Below are 18,992 nucleotides of genomic sequence, written 5' to 3'. Positions count from 1 at the left end.
GGCGCTTTATGGCGTGGGCGCACCTCATTGGCGCATCGCCGCTACCATCGCCGGATGACCGACGACCTGTTCCGCGCCGACGCCTACCTGCGCACCTGTGAAGCCCGCATCCTGCGTATCGACGACACCGGCATCGTGCTGGACCGCACGGTGTTCTATCCGCTGGGCGGCGGCCAGGCCGGCGACACCGGCGTGCTGGCGCTGGCCGACGGCCGCGAACTGGCCATCGCCGACACCCGCAAGGCCAAGAACGAAGAAGGCCAGCCGACGAACGAATTCGTCCACGTGCCGGCCGAGGGGCAGGCCGACCTGCTGGCCGCGCTGAAAGCCGGCGACACCGTCACCGCCCGCCTCGACTGGGAACGCCGCCACCGGCTGATGCGTTTCCACACCGCCTCCCACCTGTTGTGCCACTTGGTGCCGGTGCCGGTGAACGGCTGTTCCATCACGCCCGACTACGCGCGCATCGACTTCCACATGACCGACGCGCTCGACAAGGAAACGCTCACGGCCGGCCTTGCAAGACTGGTCGAGGCGGCCCATCCGCTGACCGTGGGCGCGATCACCGACGAGGAGCTCGACGCCAACCCGGCGCTGGTCAAGAGCATGAGCGTGCAGCCGCCGCGCGGCACGGGCACGGTGCGCACCATCCGCATCGGCGGCAGCGGCGAGGGCGACGCCCAGATCGACTTCCAGCCCTGCGGCGGCACGCATGTTGCAAACACCGCCGAAATCGGCGCGGTGATCGTCACCAAGATCGAGAAGAAGAGCGCCAACACCCGCCGGGTGGTGCTGGGCTGGGCTCCTTCGGCGGCATCGGCCGCCTGAAACGCCCGGAACTTCACCCCCGCAGAACGCTCCGACCCACGGCATGATTTTTTCGCGCATCCATTTCGCTACGCTTCTGATAGCAGCCGCCGCAGCCAGCATGCCGGCTGCCGCGCAACTGGCCTCCAAGCCCGGCGCCGTGGTGACGACCCCGCATGTGCGGGCCGAACTGATCGCCCACGCGCCCGACGGCGTGGCGCCCGGCAGCCCGGTGTGGGTCGGCCTGCAGATCACGCACCAGCCCGAGTGGCACACCTACTGGAAGAACGCCGGCGATTCGGGCCTGCCCACCGAAATGACGTGGACGCTGCCGGCCGGCGTGTCGACCGGCGAGATCGCATGGCCGGTGCCGGAGAAGATCCCGGTCGGCAGCCTCGCCAACTACGGCTACGAAAACACCGTGCTGCTGCCGGTGCCGCTGGAGGTGTCGTCGCTCTACAAGCCGCCGATGGCGCTGGGCGGCGGCACGCCGGCCATGGACATTCAGCTCAAGGCCTCCTGGCTGGTCTGCCGCAAGGAGTGCATTCCCGAGGAAGGCTCTTTCTCGCTGTCCCTGCCGCTGCAGGGCTCCACGGCGCTGCACAAGGCGGAGTTCGACACCGCGCAGGCCGGGCAGCCGCAGCCGCTGGCACAAGCCGGCGCCGTGCAGGTCGACGGCCACAGCCTGAAAGTGCGCCTGGACGGCCTGCCCGCCGCCGCGCAGGGCAAGACGCTGGAATTCTTCCCCGAGACCCCCGAGGTGATCCGCACCGCGGCCGTCTCCGGCAAGGACTGGACCCAATCCTGGCAAGGCGGCACCTGGACCGCAACCATCCCGCTGGCCGACCAGCGCAGCGCCAGCCCTAATGTGATGCCGCTGGTTGTGGCGCTGGCCCCGTCCGACCGGCAGGCCGGCCAGCCGATCGCATGGCGCGCCGAATCGCCGGTCACGGGCGCCTGGCCCGCCGCCGCCGTGGCGCAGCGAGCCGAGGTGTCGTCGGCGCTGCAGGCCGCGCTGACCGCCAACGCGGCCAATGCTGCAGCCAAGGCCGGCGGCGCCGAACTGCCCGCCCCCTCTTCCACCACCTTCATGGCGGCCCTGCTGGGCGCCCTGCTCGGCGGCCTGCTACTCAACCTGATGCCCTGCGTGTTCCCGATCCTCGCGATCAAGGTGCTGGGTTTCGCGCGGCAGGCGGGCAACGACAGCGCGCACCGCAAGGCCGGGCTGGCCTACACCGGCGGCGTGATGCTGTCGTTCCTCGCGCTGGGCGGCGCCATGCTGGCGCTGCGCGCGGCGGGCGCCGGGCTGGGCTGGGGCTTCCAGCTGCAGTCGCCGGCCGTGGTCGCGGCGCTGGCGGCGCTGTTCACGCTGATCGGCCTGAACCTGGCGGGCGTGTTCGAGTTCGGCCGCGCCGCGCCGTCGTCGATCTGCAGCGCCCAGGCCAAGCATCCGCTGGCCAACGACTTCCTCTCCGGTGTGCTGGCCGTGGTGATCGCCTCGCCCTGCACCGCGCCCTTCATGGGCGCGTCGCTGGGCTTCGCCATCAGCCTGCCGGCCGGCCAGGCGCTGCTGCTGTTCGCGGCGCTGGGCTTCGGCCTGGCGCTGCCTTATCTGGCCGCCAGCTTCGTGCCGGCCGTGGCGCGGCTGCTCCCCAAGCCGGGGCCGTGGATGCACACGCTGCGCCGCCTGCTCGCGTTCCCGATGTTCGCCACCGTGGCCTGGCTGGTCTGGGTGCTGGGCCAGCAAAGCGGTATCGACGGCGCCGGCACGCTGCTGGCACTGCTGGTGTGCATGGCCGCCATCGTCTGGGCGCTCACGCTGCAGGGGCGCACGCGCATCGTGATCGCGGCCGTGATGATCGCCTTCACCGCGGTGCTGACCGCCGCCATCGGCCGCAATGTGTTGCAAGTCGTGGAGCCCGCCAGACTGGCTTCGGCGGCCGAAGCGGGCCAGCCGCAGCGCTGGCAGCCATGGTCAGCCGAGCGCGTGGCCGAGCTGTCGGGTGCGGGCCGGCCAGTGTTCATCGACTTCACCGCCGCCTGGTGCGTGACCTGCCAGTACAACAAGAAGAGCACCCTGTCCGACGCGCAGGTGCTGGCCGACTTCGACGCCAAGCAGGTCGCCATGCTGCGCGCCGACTGGACCCGGCGCGACCCGGCCATCACCGCCGCCCTCACCGCGCTCGGCCGCAGCGGCGTGCCGGTGTATGTGCTGCAGGCGCCGGGCAAGCCGCCGGTGGTGCTGACCGAGATCCTGGGCAAGGACGAAGTGCGCGCCGCCATCGCCGCGCTTTGATGACCACCGCTGTGACATGGGTTGTCACATGCACTTGAAGAAACCGTTCTAAGCTGCAGTTGTTGTTTGGAATTTTGTTTTGGAGTTCAAGCTGGCCATGTCCCTTTCGGCAACCACAGACTCGCGATCCCTTCGCGCCGCGCGCCACGCCCGCGCCGCCCTGACCCGGGCCTCCCGCCGCGCCGTCGTCGCCGCCGCCGTGGCGCTGGGCGCCACCTTCCTCATGGGTTCCAATGCCGTCGCCGCCCCCGCAGTGGGCCAGCAGGCACCCGATTTCGTCGCCGTCGACACCACCGGCGCCAAGCACAAGCTGTCCGACTTCGCGGGCAAGTTCGTGGTGCTCGAGTGGACCAACCCCGGCTGCCCCTTCGTGCGCAAGCACTACGGCAGCGGCAACATGCCCGCCACGCAAAAGGCCGCCACCGACAAGGGCGTGGTGTGGCTGGCCATCAATTCCACCGAGCGTGCCGCCAGCGACTACCTGCAGCCCGCCGCGCTCGACGCCTGGATGAAGTCGCAGAAGGCGGCCCCCACCGCCGTGCTGATGGACGAAGACGGCCTCATCGGCCAGGTCTACGGCGCGCGCACCACGCCGCACATCTTCATCATCGACCCCAAGGGCACGCTGGTGTACGCGGGCGGCATCGACAGCATCGCGTCGGCGCGTCCGGACGACATCAAGACCGCGACCAACTACGTCAACCAAGCGCTGGGCGAGGCCTTCGGCGGCAAGCCCATATCGGCCGCCAGCACGCGGCCGTACGGCTGTTCGATCAAATACAAGACCTGACGCCGCACGCCCCCCGGATGAGCGAAGTCCAAGGAACGGCCGGCTACGGCGCCAATGCCGCGGCACTGGCGCAGCAGTACGAGAGCCTGCGTTTCGAGGACGTCCACCGCGAGGTGCTGCACCTGTTCCCCGCGGTGCCGGCCCGGGTGCTCGACATCGGCGCCGGTTCCGGCCGCGACGCCGCCGCGCTCGCCGCGCTGGGGCACCGTGTGGTGGCGGTCGAGCCCACACCCGAGCTGCGCGCCGAGGGCATGCGCCGCCATGCCGCGCTGCCCATCGAGTGGATCGACGACCACCTGCCCGGCCTGCACCGCACGCGGGCACTGGGCGTGCGCCACGACCTGATCCTGCTCACCGCCGTCTGGATGCACCTCGATGCCGCCGAACGCGCCGCCGCCATGCAGGCCTTGGCCGCACTGGTGGCCGAAGGCGGCCAGGTCGCGATGTCGCTGCGCCACGGCCCCGTGCCGGAAGGCCGGCGCATGTTCGACGTATCGGCACAGGAAACCGCCGAACTGGCGAGCCGGCATGGCCTGCGCCAGCGCTTCCTGGGCGAGCGCGAAGACATGCTCGACCGCTGCGACGTTCGCTGGAGTTTTCTGGTCCTCCAGCGCCCCGCGTGACAGCTACCTGACCCGCGCAGTCAGGCAGCGGTCGGGAAGCCCGGCCTACCCTCGGCAGACACACATGCCACAGGGGACAACGAGATGAATCCCGCGCCTTCCACCGCGCAAAAGGGCACTGCCGCCGCGCACGCTTCGCCCGCACCCTCCTCGAAATTCGCCACCGTCCTGCGTGTGACCGGCGGCAACTTCATGGAGATGTTCGACTTCTTCCTGTTCGGCTTCTACGCCACGCAGATCTCGAAGGCGTTCTTCCCGGCCGGCGACGAGTTCGCCTCGCTGATGCTGACCTTCATGACCTTCGGCGCCGGCTTCCTGATGCGGCCGCTGGGCGCGATCTTTCTCGGCGCATACGTCGACCGCGTGGGCCGCCGCAAGGGCCTGATCGTCACGCTCGCGCTGATGGCCACCGGCACGCTGCTCATTGCCTGCGTGCCTTCTTACGCCACCATCGGCCTGGTGGCGCCGCTGCTGGTGCTCATCGGCCGGCTGCTGCAAGGCTTCTCGGCCGGCGTGGAACTGGGCGGCGTGTCGGTGTACCTGTCGGAAATGGCCACGCCGGGCCACAAGGGCTTCTACGTGAGCTGGCAGTCGGCCAGCCAGCAGGTGGCCATCGTCGTGGCGGCAGCCCTGGGCTACTGGCTCAACGTGACCTTCACCTCGCAGGAGATCGGCGACTTCTACTGGCGCGTGCCCTTCTTCGTGGGCTGCCTGATCGTGCCGGTGCTGTTCATCATCCGCCGCTCGCTGCAGGAGACCGAGGAGTTCATGGCGCGCAAGCACCGGCCCGACGCGCGCGAAATCTTCCGCTCGATGGTCACCAACTGGGGCCTGGTGGTCGCCGGGATGATGCTGGTGTCGATGACCACCGTGTCGTTCTACCTGATCACCGTCTACACGCCCACCTTCGGCAAGGCCGTGCTGCACCTGAGCACCACCGACGCGCTGGTCGTCACGCTGTGCGTGGCCATCTCCAACTTCATCTGGCTGCCGATCATGGGCGCGCTGTCGGACCGCGTGGGCCGCAAGCCGCTGCTGATCCTGTTCACGGTGCTGACCATCCTCACCGCCTACCCGTCGCTCAAGTGGCTGGTCGGCGCGCCGAGCTTCACGCGCATGCTCGAAGTCGAGCTGTGGCTGTCGTTCCTCTACGCCAGCTACAACGGCGCGATGGTGGTCGCGCTCACCGAGGTGATGCCCGTCAACGTGCGCACCGCCGGCTTCTCGCTGGCCTACAGCCTGGCGACGGCCGTGTTCGGCGGCTTCACGCCGGCCATCGCGACCGGGCTGATCGAGATGACCGGCGACAAGGGCGCGCCGGGGCTGTGGATGACGGCCGCCGCGATATGCGGGCTGATCGCCACGCTGGTGCTGTACCGGCGCAACGTGAATCCGGCGGACGCGCGGCGCGTGCCGGCGGTCTGAGCCGCCACGCCGTGCGCGGCGCGCATTGACCCTGCGCGCACCCTGCGTTGACCGGGAGCGCAGCACCCACGGTGCCCCGGGTGGAAACACCGATGATGTCGCGCCCCCGCGTGCCTATCCTGCGGAAGCGCTTGCGGGCGCCCTCCACGGAACCCTAGGCATGAACGCACACCACTTCAGCACGCTGCTCGAACACCCCGCCGACCGGCAGGCCTGCTGGGGCCGGATCAACACCTCGTACTTCGGCGCGCTGCGCGTGCAGTGCCTGGACACCGGCACCTTCGATGCGCGCATGGATGCCTACGAGCTGGGCCCGCTGGGCATGTTCATGATCGAGGCGCCCTCGCACCGCGTGGCGCGGCCCGACACCCGCAACGAGATCGCGCTCGACCAGCACTACAAGCTGGTGCTGCAGCTCGAAGGCCACGGCCACATCTCGCAGCGCGACCGCGAGTTCCACCTGCACCCCGGCGACTGGAGCCTGTACGACCCGCGCGTGCCCTACGCCATCACCAACCCCGAGCGCTCGCGCCTGCTGGCCATCACCATTCCGCGCCAGCAGTTCAAGGGCATGAAGATCCCCGACCTGCACACCTGCGAAGCGCACACGCCGGCCATGCAGGGGCTGTATGCGGTGCTCGGATCGTTCCTCACTTCACTGGCCGACCAGCTGCCGTCGCTGCCCAACGCGGTCGGCCGCTCGGTCAGCGACACCGTGCTGGGCCTGCTCGCATCCACGCTGGCCACGCACTCCGACGAGCAGTTCGGCGCGCACCCGGTGCCGGGCGTGCTCAAGGCGCGCGTGAAGCAGTTCGTGCATGCGCACCTCGCTGACCCGGCCCTGTCGCTGGACCTCATCGCGCAGCAGCTGCGCTGTTCCAAGCGCTACCTGCACCGCGTGTTCGAAGACGAAGACCAGACGCTCGACCGCTTCATCTGGCAGATGCGGCTGGAGCGCTGCAGCGAGGCGCTGCGCAACGCGGTGGGCCGGCGCGCCTCGGTGTCGGAGATCGCCTTTGCCTGGGGCTTCAACAGCAGCGCGCATTTCTGCCGCGTGTTCAAGGCGCAGTACGGCGTGTCGCCGCGCGAGTTCCAGAGGCGTGAAGCGCAGAGCTTGGCCGGTTCGGCGATGCTGACGCACTAGGTTGTGGCCACCCGGCATCAGATTTCCCTATAGGTCCAGATCAATCCCGTCTTTGTGCGGCGGCGCATCTTTTCGTACCTTCCAGGTTCCGAAGCACGAGCCCCTGCATACCTCTGGCGGCCGATCGCTCGCGGGTCCTGAGGAGATCTCTATGCTGATAGGCGTGCCTGCCGAGACCGTGGCTGGCGAAACCCGAGTGGCCGTAACACCCGAGACGGTGAAGAAACTGTCGGCCTCCGGGCACACGGTGCACGTGCAGTCGGGAGCCGGCATTGCGGCCAGCGTGACCGATGCGGCGTACCAGGCGGCGGGCGCGCAGATCACCGACCAGGCAGGCGCCTTCGGTACCGACATGGTCCTGAAGGTGCGCACGCCCACCGACACCGAGACCGCGCTGCTCAAATCCGGCGCCGTCGTCATCGGCATGCTCAACCCCTTCGATGCCGCCGGCCTGCAGCGCCTGGCCTCGGCCGGCGTCGTGGCCTTCGCGCTCGAAGCGGCCCCGCGCACCACGCGCGCCCAGAGCATGGACGTGCTGTCCTCGCAAGCCAACATCGCCGGCTACAAGGCCGTGATGATCGCGGCCGACAAATACCAGCGCTTCTTCCCCATGCTCATGACCGCTGCCGGCACCGTGAAGGCCGCGCGCGTCGTCATCCTGGGCGTGGGCGTGGCCGGGCTGCAGGCCATTGCCACGGCCAAGCGCCTGGGCGCCGTCATCGAGGCGTCCGACGTGCGCCCCAGCGTCAAGGAGCAGATCGAGTCGCTGGGCGGCAAGTTCATCGAAGTCTCGTACGACACCGATGAAGAAAAGGAAGCCGCCGTCGGCGTCGGCGGCTACGCCAAGCCCATGCCCGCGAGCTGGCTGGCGCGCCAGCAGGTCGAAGTGGCCAAGCGCGTGGCGCTGGCCGACATCGTCATCAGCACCGCGCTCATCCCCGGGCGCGCCGCGCCGACGCTGATCACCGAGGACATGGTCAAGGCCATGAAGCCGGGCTCGGTCATCGTCGACATCGCCGCCGGCAAGGGCGCCGATGGCATCGGCGGCAACTGCCCGCTGTCGGAGGCCGACAGGACGGTGGTCAAGCACGGCGTGACCATCGTGGGCGAGACCAACCTTGCCGCGCTGGTGGCGGCCGATGCCTCGGCGCTGTATGCGCGCAACGTGCTCGACTTCCTCAAGCTCATCGTCACCAAGGAGGGGGCGCTGAAGATCGACCTGGAAGACGACATCGTCGCAGCCTGCCGCATGACGCAGGACGGCCAGGTCACCCGCAAGTAGACACAGCGATCACGCGAGGAGAAGAACCCCATGGATCCCGTATCCCATACCGTCATCAACCTGATCATCTTCGTGCTGGCCATCTACGTGGGCTACCACGTGGTGTGGACCGTCACGCCCGCGCTGCACACGCCGCTGATGGCGGTGACCAACGCCATCTCGGCCATCGTGATCGTGGGCGCCATGCTGGCGGCCGCGCTGACCACCACGCCGCTGGGCAAGACCATGGGCGTGCTGGCCGTGGCGCTGGCCGCGGTGAACGTCTTCGGCGGCTTCCTGGTCACCCGGCGCATGCTGGAGATGTTCAAGAAGAAAGAGAAGAAGACGACTGCCGCACCCAAGGCTGAAGAGGGGGCCGCCAAGTGAGCATGAACCTCGTCACGCTGCTGTACCTCGTTGCCAGCGTCTGCTTCATCCAGGCCCTGAAGGGCCTGTCCCACCCCACCACCTCGATCCGCGGCAACATCTTCGGCATGACCGGCATGGCCATTGCCGTGCTGACCACCATCGCGCTGATCCACGGGCTGACGGGTTCGCTGGGCGTGAGCTTCGCCACCGGCATCGGCTGGGTGCTGGCGGCCGTGGTCGTGGGCGGCGGCCTGGGCGCCTTCATGGCCAACAAGGTCGAGATGACCAAGATGCCCGAGCTGGTGGCCTTCATGCACAGCATGATCGGCCTGGCGGCGGTGTTCATCGGCGTGGCCGCGGTGGCCGAGCCCTGGGCCTTCGGCATCACCGCCGCGCCCGTGGCCGCGCTCATCGGCGCGCAGACGCCCGATGGCGCCGTGGTGCTGGACGGCTTCGTGCGCTACGCCATCCCCTACGGCAACCGCCTGGAGCTGTTCCTGGGCGCGGCCATCGGCGCCATCACCTTCAGCGGCTCGGTCATCGCCTTCGGCAAGCTGTCGGGCAAGTACAAGTTCCGCCTGTTCCAGGGCGCGCCGGTGCAGTTCAAGGGCCAGCACATGCTCAACCTGGTGCTGGGCCTGCTGACCATCGCGCTGGGCCTGCTGTTCGTGGCCACCGAGAGCTGGGGCGCGTTCTTCGCGATGCTGGCGCTGGCCTTCGTGATGGGCGTGCTGATCATCATCCCGATCGGCGGGGCGGACATGCCGGTGGTGGTGTCGATGCTCAACAGCTACTCGGGCTGGGCGGCCGCGGGCATCGGCTTCAGCCTGAACAATGCGATGCTGATCGTGGCGGGCTCGCTGGTGGGCTCCTCGGGCGCGATCCTGAGCTACATCATGTGCAAGGCGATGAACCGCTCGTTTTTCAACGTGATCCTGGGCGGCTTCGGCGGCGAGGCGGCCACGGCCGGCGGCGCCGCGAAGGAGCAGCGCCCCGTCAAGACCGGCAGCGCCGACGACGCGGCCTTCGTGCTGGGCAACGCCGAGACGGTGGTGATCGTGCCGGGCTACGGCCTGGCGGTGGCCCGCGCGCAGCATGCGGTCAAGGAACTGGCGCAGAAGCTGACCGACAAGGGCATCACCGTGAAGTACGCGATCCACCCGGTGGCCGGCCGCATGCCGGGCCACATGAACGTGCTGCTGGCCGAGGCCGAGGTGCCTTACGACCAGGTGTTCGAGATGGAGGACATCAACGGCGAGTTCGGCCAGGCCGACGTGGCGATCATCCTGGGCGCCAACGACGTGGTGAACCCCGCCGCCCACACCAAGGGCAGCCCCATCTACGGCATGCCCATCCTGGAGGCCTACAAGGCCAAGACCGTCATCGTCAACAAGCGATCCATGGCCGCCGGCTATGCGGGCCTGGACAACGAGCTGTTCTACATGGACAAGACCATGATGGTCTTCGGAGATGCCAAGAAGGTGGTCGAGGACATGGGGAAGGCGATCGAATAGGTGGCACGCTCGCACGGCCGCATGACGAAAGCGTAATTTCGTTGTCGGCTTGCCGCGCAGGCTGTCTTTCTAGAGTCGGTTTCACCAACTCCAGAAAGGACCTCTTCGTGAAACGCACCCTGCTCGCCCTCGGCACCCTCGCCTTCTTCTCCATCGCCTTCGCGCAGCAGCCGCACGCCCACAGCGCGGAAGCCGAGGCCGACTTCGACAGCAAGCCGCAGGCCGCCGCCGAAGCGAAGAAGAACAACAAGCAACCCGGCGCAGTGCGCATCAAGGACGGCGGCACCGCGCGTGGCGAAGGCTCGGCCGTGCCGGCGGCCAGCAAGGCGGAGAAGGCCGGCGAGGCCCGCGCCGAGGCGCGCGAAGCCAAGCCGCACGTCGTGCCCAAGCCCGGCGCCACGCCCAAGTAAGCCGCGCCTCCAGGCGCCGTTCAAACCGCCGCGAGATAGCTGCTGTGCAGTATCTCGGGCCGGCTGCGCAGCTCTTGCGACGAACCCGCGAAGGCCATGCGCCCGCGTTCCAGCACATAGGCGCGGCTCGACACCGCGAGCGCGACCGTGGTGAACTGCTCGATCAGAAGCACGCCCACGCCTTCGCGCGCGACCTGCTGCACCACCTCCACCAGCCGCTTGACCACCGTGGGCGCGAGCCCCAGCGAAAGCTCGTCGATGGCCAGGTAGCGCGGCTTGCCGATCAGCGCCTGCGCGATGCAGACCATCTGCTTCTGCCCGCCCGAGAGCGAACGCGCGGGCAGCGCGAGCTTCACGCGCAGTTCCGGAAACACCGCGAGCACCTGTTCCACCGCATCGGCCACGCGCGCCGCAGGCAACGCGGTGGCGGCGGCGCGCAGGTTGTCGAGCACCGATAGATCGCCCAGCACGCGATGCCCTTCCGGCACCACCGCCACGCCCAGCGCACGCACGCGCTCGGGCCGCTGGCCGTGCAGCGCATGTCCCTCGACCTCGATGCGCCCGCCGGTCAATGGCAGCGCGCCGCCGATGGCCATCACGGTGCTCGACTTGCCCGCGCCGTTGGCGCCCAGCAGCGCCGTCACTTCGCCGGGAGGCACCTGCAGGTCGATGCCGTGCAGCACGGCCTTGCCGCCGCGCTGCAGGCGCAGATCGTTCACGCTCAACATGATGTGTTCGTCATTCCGTTCCGAGGTAGGCCTTGCGCACGGCCGGGTCGTCGAGCACTTCGCGCGTCGGGCCCAGCGCGAGGCGGCGGCCGAAGTCGAGCACCAGGGTCTGCGTGCAGGTGGCGGCGATCAGGTCGACGTCGTGGTCGATCAGCAGCACCTGCGCGCCGCAGAAGGCATGCACCGAGCCGATCACGCGGCGCAGCGCGCCGGCTTCCTGCTCGGTGAGGCCAGCGCCGGGCTCGTCGAGCAGCAGAAGCTTGGGCGCGCCGACCAGCGACTTGGCGATCTCCAGCATGCGGCGCTGGAACAGGTTGAGCCGGTGGCCAAGCACCGTGGCAACGTCGAGCAGGCCGGTGTGCGCCAGCGCGCGCGCGACCTGCGCCACCGCATCGCCACGCGCATGCGGCACATGGTCGAGCAAGGCGCGCACGTTGTCCCACACGCTCAGGTCTTCCACCACCTGCTCGGTCTGGAACGAGCGGCGCAGGCCGAAACGCACGCGCTCGATGGGCTTGAGGCCCAGCAGGTCGGCGCCATCCACCGCGACCGTGCCGCTGCGCGGCAGCACCAGGCCGCTGAGCACGTTGACCAGCGTGGTCTTGCCCGCGCCGTTGGGGCCGATGAGGCCGCACACCGGCGCGTCGAGCTCGGCCGTGAGCGCATCGATGGCCTTGACGCCGCCGAAGGCGACGGTGAGATCGCTGATGCGGATCATGGCGTGGCGTCCTTGCCCGCGCCCGGGAGCCGTTTGCGGACCGATTCGACCAAACCCGCCAGTTGCCCTGCGATGCCGCTCGGCGCGGTGATGAGCGCATGCAGCAAGGCAAGGCCGAAGAAGATCATCGCCAGATAGCCATTGACGCCGAAGTCCGTCAGCAACGCCGGCACCGCCCGCAGCAGCAGCCCCGCGATCAACGCACCGGCCCAGTGATAGACGCCGCCCACCACGGTGAGCGCGAACAGCATCACCGAATCGCCCGCCGTGAATGCGCGCCCGTCGAGCTGGCCCACGCCGCCCGCGAGCAATGCACCCGCCACGCCAGCGCAGAAGCCGGCCAGGCCGAAGGCCCAGGTCTGGTAGCGCAGGATGTTCACGCCGGCCGCCACTGCCGCGGCCTCACCGCGCCGGATCAGTGCCCACGAACGCCCGGCGCGCGTGCGCCGGTGCAGCTCGATCAGCACCAGCACCACCGCCAGCCACACGGCCACGTAGCGGAAGTACGCCGCATCGGTGAGCGCCAGCGCGGGCCGGGGCATCATCAGCCGCTCGCTGCCGAACACGCGGCCCAGCCAGCCCGCGCCGCCATCGGGAAAGCCGGTGACGTTGATCACCACCTGGAAGCCACCCGCCATCATCATCGTGACGAGCGCCAGGTACAGCCCCTTGAGCCGCAGCGCCGGCAGCCCCGCGAGCATGCCCACCACGCACGACAGCAGCCCGCCCGCGAGCACCGACAGCTCGAAGGGCCAGCCCAGCCCGTGCCCCGCGCGCAGTGCGATCCAGCCGCCCGCGCCGAGCAGCGCGTACTGGCACAGCGACACCAGCCCGAGCTGCCCGTAGAGCAGCGCCACGCCGGCCGCCGCGATCGACAGCGCGAGCGACGAGGTGAGCGTCTTGATCCAGTAAGCGTTGGCCAGCCACGGCACCACGAGGCCGATGAGCAGCACGCTGCCCACCATCACCGCCAGCGAGATGCGCGCGCGGCGCGAGGCTTCGGCGAGCGAGGCGGGCAGCACCTCCTGCACCGGCATCGCTTCCGCAATGGTCGAGTAAGCGCTGCTCATGCCTGCCGAGTCCCCGTGCGGTAGAACACGATCATCGCCAGCGCGATCAGGAACGGCGTGGCCGTGCGGAACGAGGCGAAGCCCGGCACCGTGATCGCCAGCGCCTCCAGCACGCCGATGGCGATGCCGCCCGCCACCGTGGCCGGCAGCGAATGCAGCCGTCCGATGATGGCCGCCGCGAATGCGGGAATCACCAGGAAGGTCAGCAGCGTGGCCTGCAGCCGCACGATGTTCGCCAGCAGCAGGCCGCATACGCCGGCGAAGGCGCCGCTGAGCACCCAGGCCACCGTGTCCACGCCCAGCACGCGGATGCCCAGCAGCGCGCTCAGGTCGCGGTCGTTGGCCAGTGCGCGCATCTTCAGGCCCACGCGCGTCTTCGACAGCAGCAGGCCGACGCCGCCCATCATCAGCACGGCCAGCGTGAGCCCCAGCGCGCGCGTGTGGGTGAGCCGAACCTCGACCTCGCCGAGCACGAAGTCGATGGCGCCCGCGTCGGTCGGCAGCACCAGCCGGCGCGGCTGCTCGCCCCAGTACCACTCGGTGAAGCCGACCACCACCAGCGCGAAGCCCAGCGTCGCGATGCTGCGGATGGTCGGGTCGCGATGCGAAAGCCTTGGCGCCAGCAACCGACCGTAGGCCAGCGACAGCAGCATCGAGGTGACGATGGCCGCGGACCACGCAAGGGCCTGCGGCCAGTCGGCTTCGAGCATCGACCAGGCCACGTAGGCGCCGATCGCGCCGATGGCACCGAATGCGAAGTTCAGCACGCCCGACGAGCGGTAGAGCACCACCAGCCCCACGCCGGAGAGCGCGTACACCGCGCCCAGGCCCAGGCCCGAGATGACGAAAGGCAGGTAATCCTCCATGGCCCGGCGCGCTTACTTCAGGCCCATCTTCTGCTCGTCGGCGCGGATGTCGACCAGCTCCGGGTCGTCCGCCGTCAGGCATCCGCCGGGCGCGAAGCGCCAGCCGTTGCCGTCGGGGCTGGCCACCGGGCCGCTGTTGTTGGCGTTGTGGCGGTTGCCGTTGCCCACGTAGAAGGGCTTGCAGAGGATGTCGCTCTTGAAGTCGCTGACCTTGCGCAGCGCGTCGGTCACGCCCGCGCGGTCGATCTTCTTCGGGTCCATCTTCAGCAGCGCCTGCGTCACGATGCGCGCGGCCACGTAGCCGCCTTGCGAGAAAGTGTCGCGCGGGTCGCTCTTGGCGCCGTACTTGTCCATCACCGCGAGCCAGTTCTTGTTGTCGGGGCCGGCCGATTCGAGCGGGTTGAATTCGAGGTTGACGTCGAAGTTGCCCTTCCAGTAGGGGCCGATGGCCTTGGGCACGTCGGTGTTGTAGGCCGGCGCGGCCGACACGAAGTGGATCTTCTTGCCGATGTTCTGCTGCTCGGCCGCGGCCAGCATGGGCACCAGGATGCCCTTGGGCACGTTCATGATGATGGTGTCGGGCTTCTTGGCCGCCGCCTGCAGCATGGTCGAAGTGGCATCGGCCGAGCCGGGGTCGATGGCGATGGTCTCGACCTCCACGCCGTTCTTCCTGCCCCACTCCTTCGGGCCTTCGCAGGCCCAGTTGCCCAGGCTGGGGATGTTCGGAATGATGCAGACCATCTTCTTCGCCTTGTACTTCTGCGCGGCGTACATGGCGGCGATGGTGGCCGACACGCGCGGCCCCGCGTTCACCGGCACGTAGTTGCGCGCGTTGAAGCATTCGCGCGGCACGCCCGTGCCGGCGATGACCATCACGCCCTCGTCGGCGTACATCTTGGCGTTGGCGCCGCACTCCACGAAGCTGGTGCTGCCCGCGAGCGCGACCACCTTGCGGTCCTTCACGAGCTTGGACGCTACCTGCGCGGCGGTCTCGGGGTTCCACTGGTCGTCGACCACGATGTAGTCGATCGGGCGTCCGTTGATGCCGCCGTTGGCGTTCACGCACTTGAAGTACGCGGCCGCCGCCTGGCCCGAGGCGCTGAAGTCGTCGGGGCCGGTCTTGCCGACCACCGCGCCGATGGGAATGGGCTCGCCCGTGGCGGGCTTGCCGGTGTTCAGGCCGCAGTCCGGGCCCGACTGCGCCCATGCGCCGCCCGCGCCCGCGATGCCCACAGCGCCGACCGCGAAGGTCAGCGCAATCTTCTTCTGGATCTTCTTCATGATGGATGTCTCCTTTTCTTGTGACCGGAACCGCGGCGGCTACACCGCCATGCACACGCTCTTGAGCTCGGTGAAGCTCTCGACCGCCGCGCGCCCCAGGTCGCGCCCGTAGCCCGACTGCTTCACGCCGCCCAGCGGCAGCGCGTTGTCGAGCACGTTGTGCGCGTTGACCCAGACCACGCCCGCCTGCAGGCGCGGCACGATGCGATGCACGGCTGAGAGGTTGTTCGACCACACGCTCGCGGCCAGGCCGTAGGCGCTGTCGTTGGCCAGGCGGATCGCATCCTCGACGTCGTCGAAGGGCACCACCGTCGCGACCGGGCCGAACACTTCCTCGCGCACGATGCGCATCGAGGGCTTCGCGTCGACGAAGACGGTGGGCTTCACGAAGCAGCCGCCGTCGAATGCGCGGCCGCCGCCGGTGACCAGCGTCGCGCCCTCGGCCACCGCGCCGTCGATGTGCGCCATCACGCGGTCCATGTGGCGGCGCGACACCAGCGGGCCGAACTGGGCCTGCGGATCGAAGCCCGAGCCGATGCGCAGCCCCTCGGCCACCAGCGCCAGCTGCGACACCACCTTGTCGAAGATGCCGCGCTGCACGTAAACGCGCGAGCCTGCGGTGCACACCTGCCCCTGGTGAAAGAAGATGCCGTTGGCCGCGCCCTGCGCCGCCGCGGCCGGGTCGGCGTCGTCCAGCACGATCAAGGGCGACTTGCCGCCCAGCTCCAACGTGAAGCGCGCCATGTTGTCGACGGCGGCATGGCCGATCAGCCGGCCCACGCCGGTCGATCCGGTGAAGCTGATCTTGCGGATGTCCGGATGGGCGGCGAGCGCCGCGCCGGCAGTCGCACCACGCCCGCACACCACGTTGAGCGCGCCCGGCGGAAAGCCCGCCTCGATGGCCAGATCGGCCAGCCGCAGCGCGGTGAGCGGTGTTTCCTCCGAAGGCTTGAGCACCACGGTGCAGCCGGCCGCGAGCGCGGGCGCGACCTTCCACAGCGCGATGGCGAGCGGAAAGTTCCACGGCACGATGGCGCCCACCACGCCCACCGGCTCGCGCCGGGTGTAGGTCACCCACTGCGGGCCCGGGATGCCGATGGAGTTGTCCAGCGTCTGGCCTTCGAGCTTGGTGGCCCAGCCCGCCATGTAGCGCACGAACTCGGCGCCGGCGCCCACGTCGACCATGCGCGCGATGCCGCGCAGCTTGCCGCTTTGCAGGGTCTCGAGCGCGCTGAGTTCGTCGGCGTGCGATTCGATCAGCGTCGACAGCGTGTAGAGCATGCGCTCGCGGTCTGCCGGGCGCAGCAGGCGCCACGCGGCGCTCTCGAAGGTGCGGCGCGCGCTGGCGACTGCCGCGTTCACGTCGGCCGCGTCGCTGTCGGGCGCCTCGGCCACGGTCATCTCGGTGGCGGGGTCGACCACGGGCAGGTAGCTGCCGCTCACGGGCGCCTCCTCGCGGCCGTCGATGTGGTTGCCGCGCCGGCGCTGCGCCAGCAGGCCCACCTGGCCGAGGTGTTCGATCGACAGGTCTCGCAGATTCATGAAGAGGCTCCGGGGCGATGCGTTGAGGAAGAAGAAAGAAGTGCCGTCACTGCATGGCCCGCGCCACGAGCAGCGTGTCGGTGAACTGCTCGAAGCGCCGCACCTTGCCGCCCTGCACCTGCCACACATGGGTGACGCGCGCGTGCATGGTCTTGCCGGTGGCGCGGTTGCGGCCGTGGTAGTCGCCGATGCCGACCACGGTGTCGCCGCCATCGACCAGCCGCTCCAGCACGAAGCGGTAGCCCTCCCACTCGGCGCCCAGTGCCTTGAAGACCTTCTCGATGACCCGCGCCGGGCCGACATGCGTGCCGGCGCAGGGAAAGCCGGCCATCTCGGTCCACTGCACGTCCTCGGCCACGTCGGCGAACATGGCGTCGAGGTCCTGGCGGTCGGAGGCGGCGTAGTGGTCGGCGACGATCTGATGGGGCGTGCGCATGAAGTGAAGCTCCTGGTGTGACAGCGAAAAAGGGAAAGAGATCAGACCGGCCCGAACTCGGGCGGATAGAAGGTCTGCGCGGCCTTGCGCATGAAGGCGCCGGCGGGGTTGTTGGCGACTTCGCCGGCACCGGTGACGCCGAGGAACTTGCCGGTCGATCGGCCCTGCGTGAAGTCGAAGAAGAACACCGACGCGACCGGAATCAGGAACTCGCGGAAGGTGAAGACGTATTGCCCGTCGTCGAACTTCCAGTAGCTCGCAAGATCCACGTCGCCGTGGCCGCGCTGCACACCGACCAGGCACTGCCAGGCGTAGCGCTCCGAGCTCAGGTAGGTGTGCTCGTAGGTGTGGTTGGGGCTGTAGGTCTGCCAGGTGCGCAGGCCGATGAGGTCGCGGGTGGCGTGCGGCTCAGTGCCCGATGCGGCAGCGCCGCCTTCGAGCGTGCCGGGCCAGAAGTCCTGCGGCACGCGCGGCTGGCCAGCAGCTTCCTCGGCGCTCACGATGCGGCAGCGGATGGCGAGCACGCGGCGCGTGCGCGTGTTGAGCACCACGGTCAGTGCCTCGGTGGGGCGGCTGCCCTGGGTGATGTCGAGGAAGAAGGTGTCGGGCGCGACTTCGATGGCCTCGTACCAGTCGCCCTGCGCCTGTCCGCCGCGTGCGCACTCTTCCTGCCAATCGATCGTGTGCTGCGTGCGCGGCTTCAGCGTGAGGCGAAAGTCGGGCAAGGCCAGCACCAGCGTCTGGCCCGCGAGCGCGTCGGTGGGCGGCAGGCGGTTGGTGGCGATGCCGAGCGCGAACTGGTCGTAGGTCTTCCAGTCGGCGGGCTTGGTGGTGGTATCGGTGCTCATGGCTTTCTTCTCAGGCTTCGTGCGCGAAGGCGATGGTGGGAAGGTCCACGGCGGAGGCGCCGCCATCGACCATCAGCGAGCTGCCGGAGACCATCGCGGCCAGCGGCGAGGCGAGGAACATCACGGCGTTCGCCACGTCCTCGGGGCTGGCGGCGCGGCCCATGGGCACGTCGCGCGTGACGAGGTCGTAGGCAGCGTCGGCATCGGCCAGCCGGTACTTGTCGACGAGCACCTGCATCTGCTCGTCGGCCATCTCGGTGCGCACCCAGCCGGGGCACACGGCGTTCACGCGCACGCCCTGCCTGCCGTAGTCGCGCGCCAGCGAACGCACGAGGCCGATGAGCGCATGCTTCATCGTCACGTAGCCGACCACGCCCGGCCCCGCGAAGTGGCCCGCGAGCGAAGACAGCACGACGATGTTGCCGCGCCGCTCGATCAGCTCCGGCAGCAGTTCGCGCGCGCAGACGAAGGCGGTGTCGAGGTTCAGGCGCGTCGAGAGCGCCCACGATGCGTCGTCGGTGGAGAGCGCATCGCCCACGCCGTGGCCGCCCGCGTTGGCGACGAGCACGTCGACGCGGCCGAACTTCTCGCGGGCCTGGGCCAGCGCGCGCCGCACGTCTTCGGTGCTGGCGGCATCGCCCGCTACAGCGAGGCCGCCGAGCTTCGATGCAACGGCCTCGAGCTGCGCGAGGCGCCGCCCCATCAGCACGACACGCCCGCCCGCCGCGGCGAACTGCGCGGCCACCGCCGCGCCGATGCCGGTGCCGCCGCCCGTGATGAACGCGACCTTGCCGGCCATGGAATTTCCTGTGGAACTCATTCGCTCTGTCTCCTTGTTCTCGTCGGAGTCGACTCTAGGTTTGG

At 69.3% G+C, this 18,992-nt stretch carries 19 protein-coding genes; 10 read left to right on the top strand and 9 right to left on the bottom strand.

Annotation, left to right across the window (positions count from 1 at the left end; genetic code table 11):
* Window positions 1–54: 54 nt before the first annotated feature.
* From L3V85_RS06195 to L3V85_RS06150, 10 genes are all read left to right on the top strand, one after another.
* On the top strand, window positions 55–828 hold the full coding sequence (locus L3V85_RS06195; protein ID WP_237678511.1) for an alanyl-tRNA editing protein: 774 nt from the start codon (window positions 55–57) through the stop codon (window positions 826–828).
* Window positions 829–871: 43 nt separating this feature from the next.
* Window positions 872–3,103, top strand: a complete 2,232-nt coding sequence (locus L3V85_RS06190; RefSeq protein ID WP_237678510.1) for a protein-disulfide reductase DsbD family protein — start codon at window positions 872–874, stop codon at window positions 3,101–3,103.
* Between the two features lie 97 nt (window positions 3,104–3,200).
* Window positions 3,201–3,893 carry a thioredoxin family protein gene (locus tag L3V85_RS06185; RefSeq protein WP_237678509.1) on the top strand — a complete coding sequence of 231 codons (693 nt, stop codon included), beginning with the start codon at window positions 3,201–3,203 and terminating at the stop codon, window positions 3,891–3,893.
* Between the two features lie 17 nt (window positions 3,894–3,910).
* Complete coding sequence (locus tag L3V85_RS06180) at window positions 3,911–4,516, top strand: class I SAM-dependent methyltransferase (protein ID WP_237678508.1); 606 nt, start codon at window positions 3,911–3,913, stop codon at window positions 4,514–4,516.
* An 84-nt stretch (window positions 4,517–4,600) separates the two neighbouring features.
* A complete protein-coding gene (locus L3V85_RS06175) occupies window positions 4,601–5,941 on the top strand; it encodes an MFS transporter (protein ID WP_237678507.1) in 1,341 nt (446 codons plus the stop codon).
* A 160-nt stretch (window positions 5,942–6,101) separates the two neighbouring features.
* Window positions 6,102–7,085 (top strand): helix-turn-helix domain-containing protein, encoded by a 984-nt coding sequence (locus tag L3V85_RS06170; protein ID WP_237678506.1) that lies wholly within the window; start codon window positions 6,102–6,104, stop codon window positions 7,083–7,085.
* Window positions 7,086–7,236: 151 nt separating this feature from the next.
* Window positions 7,237–8,367: a Re/Si-specific NAD(P)(+) transhydrogenase subunit alpha gene (locus L3V85_RS06165; protein ID WP_237678505.1), complete on the top strand. Its 1,131-nt coding sequence runs from the start codon at window positions 7,237–7,239 to the stop codon at window positions 8,365–8,367.
* Between the two features lie 30 nt (window positions 8,368–8,397).
* Window positions 8,398–8,733, top strand: a complete 336-nt coding sequence (locus L3V85_RS06160; protein ID WP_237678504.1) for an NAD(P) transhydrogenase subunit alpha — start codon at window positions 8,398–8,400, stop codon at window positions 8,731–8,733.
* Window positions 8,730–10,229 (top strand): NAD(P)(+) transhydrogenase (Re/Si-specific) subunit beta, encoded by a 1,500-nt coding sequence (locus L3V85_RS06155; protein ID WP_237678274.1) that lies wholly within the window; start codon window positions 8,730–8,732, stop codon window positions 10,227–10,229. The genes L3V85_RS06160 and L3V85_RS06155 overlap by 4 nt, the downstream gene beginning before the upstream one ends.
* A gap of 107 nt (window positions 10,230–10,336) precedes the next feature.
* Window positions 10,337–10,639: a hypothetical protein gene (locus tag L3V85_RS06150; RefSeq protein WP_237678503.1), complete on the top strand. Its 303-nt coding sequence runs from the start codon at window positions 10,337–10,339 to the stop codon at window positions 10,637–10,639.
* Window positions 10,640–10,659: 20 nt separating this feature from the next.
* Here L3V85_RS06150 and L3V85_RS06145 read toward each other — a convergent pair whose 3' ends face one another.
* The 9 genes from L3V85_RS06145 to L3V85_RS06105 are packed head-to-tail and all read right to left on the bottom strand — an operon-like array spanning window position 10,660 to window position 18,948.
* Window positions 10,660–11,370: an ABC transporter ATP-binding protein gene (locus L3V85_RS06145; protein WP_337250121.1), complete on the bottom strand. Its 711-nt coding sequence runs from the start codon at window positions 11,368–11,370 to the stop codon at window positions 10,660–10,662.
* Window positions 11,371–11,377: 7 nt separating this feature from the next.
* Window positions 11,378–12,085, bottom strand: coding sequence for an ABC transporter ATP-binding protein (locus L3V85_RS06140; RefSeq protein WP_237678501.1), 708 nt, complete (start codon window positions 12,083–12,085; stop codon window positions 11,378–11,380).
* Complete coding sequence (locus L3V85_RS06135) at window positions 12,082–13,122, bottom strand: branched-chain amino acid ABC transporter permease (protein WP_337250120.1); 1,041 nt, start codon at window positions 13,120–13,122, stop codon at window positions 12,082–12,084. Before L3V85_RS06135 ends, L3V85_RS06140 begins: the two co-directional genes overlap by 4 nt.
* 29 nt (window positions 13,123–13,151) lie before the next feature.
* Window positions 13,152–14,021 (bottom strand): branched-chain amino acid ABC transporter permease, encoded by an 870-nt coding sequence (locus tag L3V85_RS06130; protein ID WP_237678500.1) that lies wholly within the window; start codon window positions 14,019–14,021, stop codon window positions 13,152–13,154.
* A 12-nt stretch (window positions 14,022–14,033) separates the two neighbouring features.
* On the bottom strand, window positions 14,034–15,302 hold the full coding sequence (locus L3V85_RS06125) for an ABC transporter substrate-binding protein (RefSeq protein ID WP_337250113.1): 1,269 nt from the start codon (window positions 15,300–15,302) through the stop codon (window positions 14,034–14,036).
* Between the two features lie 39 nt (window positions 15,303–15,341).
* Window positions 15,342–16,844 carry an aldehyde dehydrogenase family protein gene (locus L3V85_RS06120; protein WP_237678499.1) on the bottom strand — a complete coding sequence of 501 codons (1,503 nt, stop codon included), beginning with the start codon at window positions 16,842–16,844 and terminating at the stop codon, window positions 15,342–15,344.
* A gap of 46 nt (window positions 16,845–16,890) precedes the next feature.
* Window positions 16,891–17,280, bottom strand: a complete 390-nt coding sequence (locus tag L3V85_RS06115) for a nuclear transport factor 2 family protein (RefSeq protein ID WP_237678498.1) — start codon at window positions 17,278–17,280, stop codon at window positions 16,891–16,893.
* A 41-nt stretch (window positions 17,281–17,321) separates the two neighbouring features.
* Window positions 17,322–18,128: a MoaF C-terminal domain-containing protein gene (locus tag L3V85_RS06110; protein ID WP_237678497.1), complete on the bottom strand. Its 807-nt coding sequence runs from the start codon at window positions 18,126–18,128 to the stop codon at window positions 17,322–17,324.
* A gap of 10 nt (window positions 18,129–18,138) precedes the next feature.
* On the bottom strand, window positions 18,139–18,948 hold the full coding sequence (locus L3V85_RS06105) for an SDR family NAD(P)-dependent oxidoreductase (protein ID WP_237678496.1): 810 nt from the start codon (window positions 18,946–18,948) through the stop codon (window positions 18,139–18,141).
* Window positions 18,949–18,992: the final 44 nt, after the last annotated feature.

The sequence above is a fragment of the Variovorax paradoxus genome (assembly GCF_022009635.1).
Taxonomy (GTDB): Bacteria; Pseudomonadota; Gammaproteobacteria; order Burkholderiales; family Burkholderiaceae_C; genus Variovorax.
Note: the sequence above shows the minus strand (reverse complement) of the source record. Positions and strands in the feature narration are given on the sequence as shown.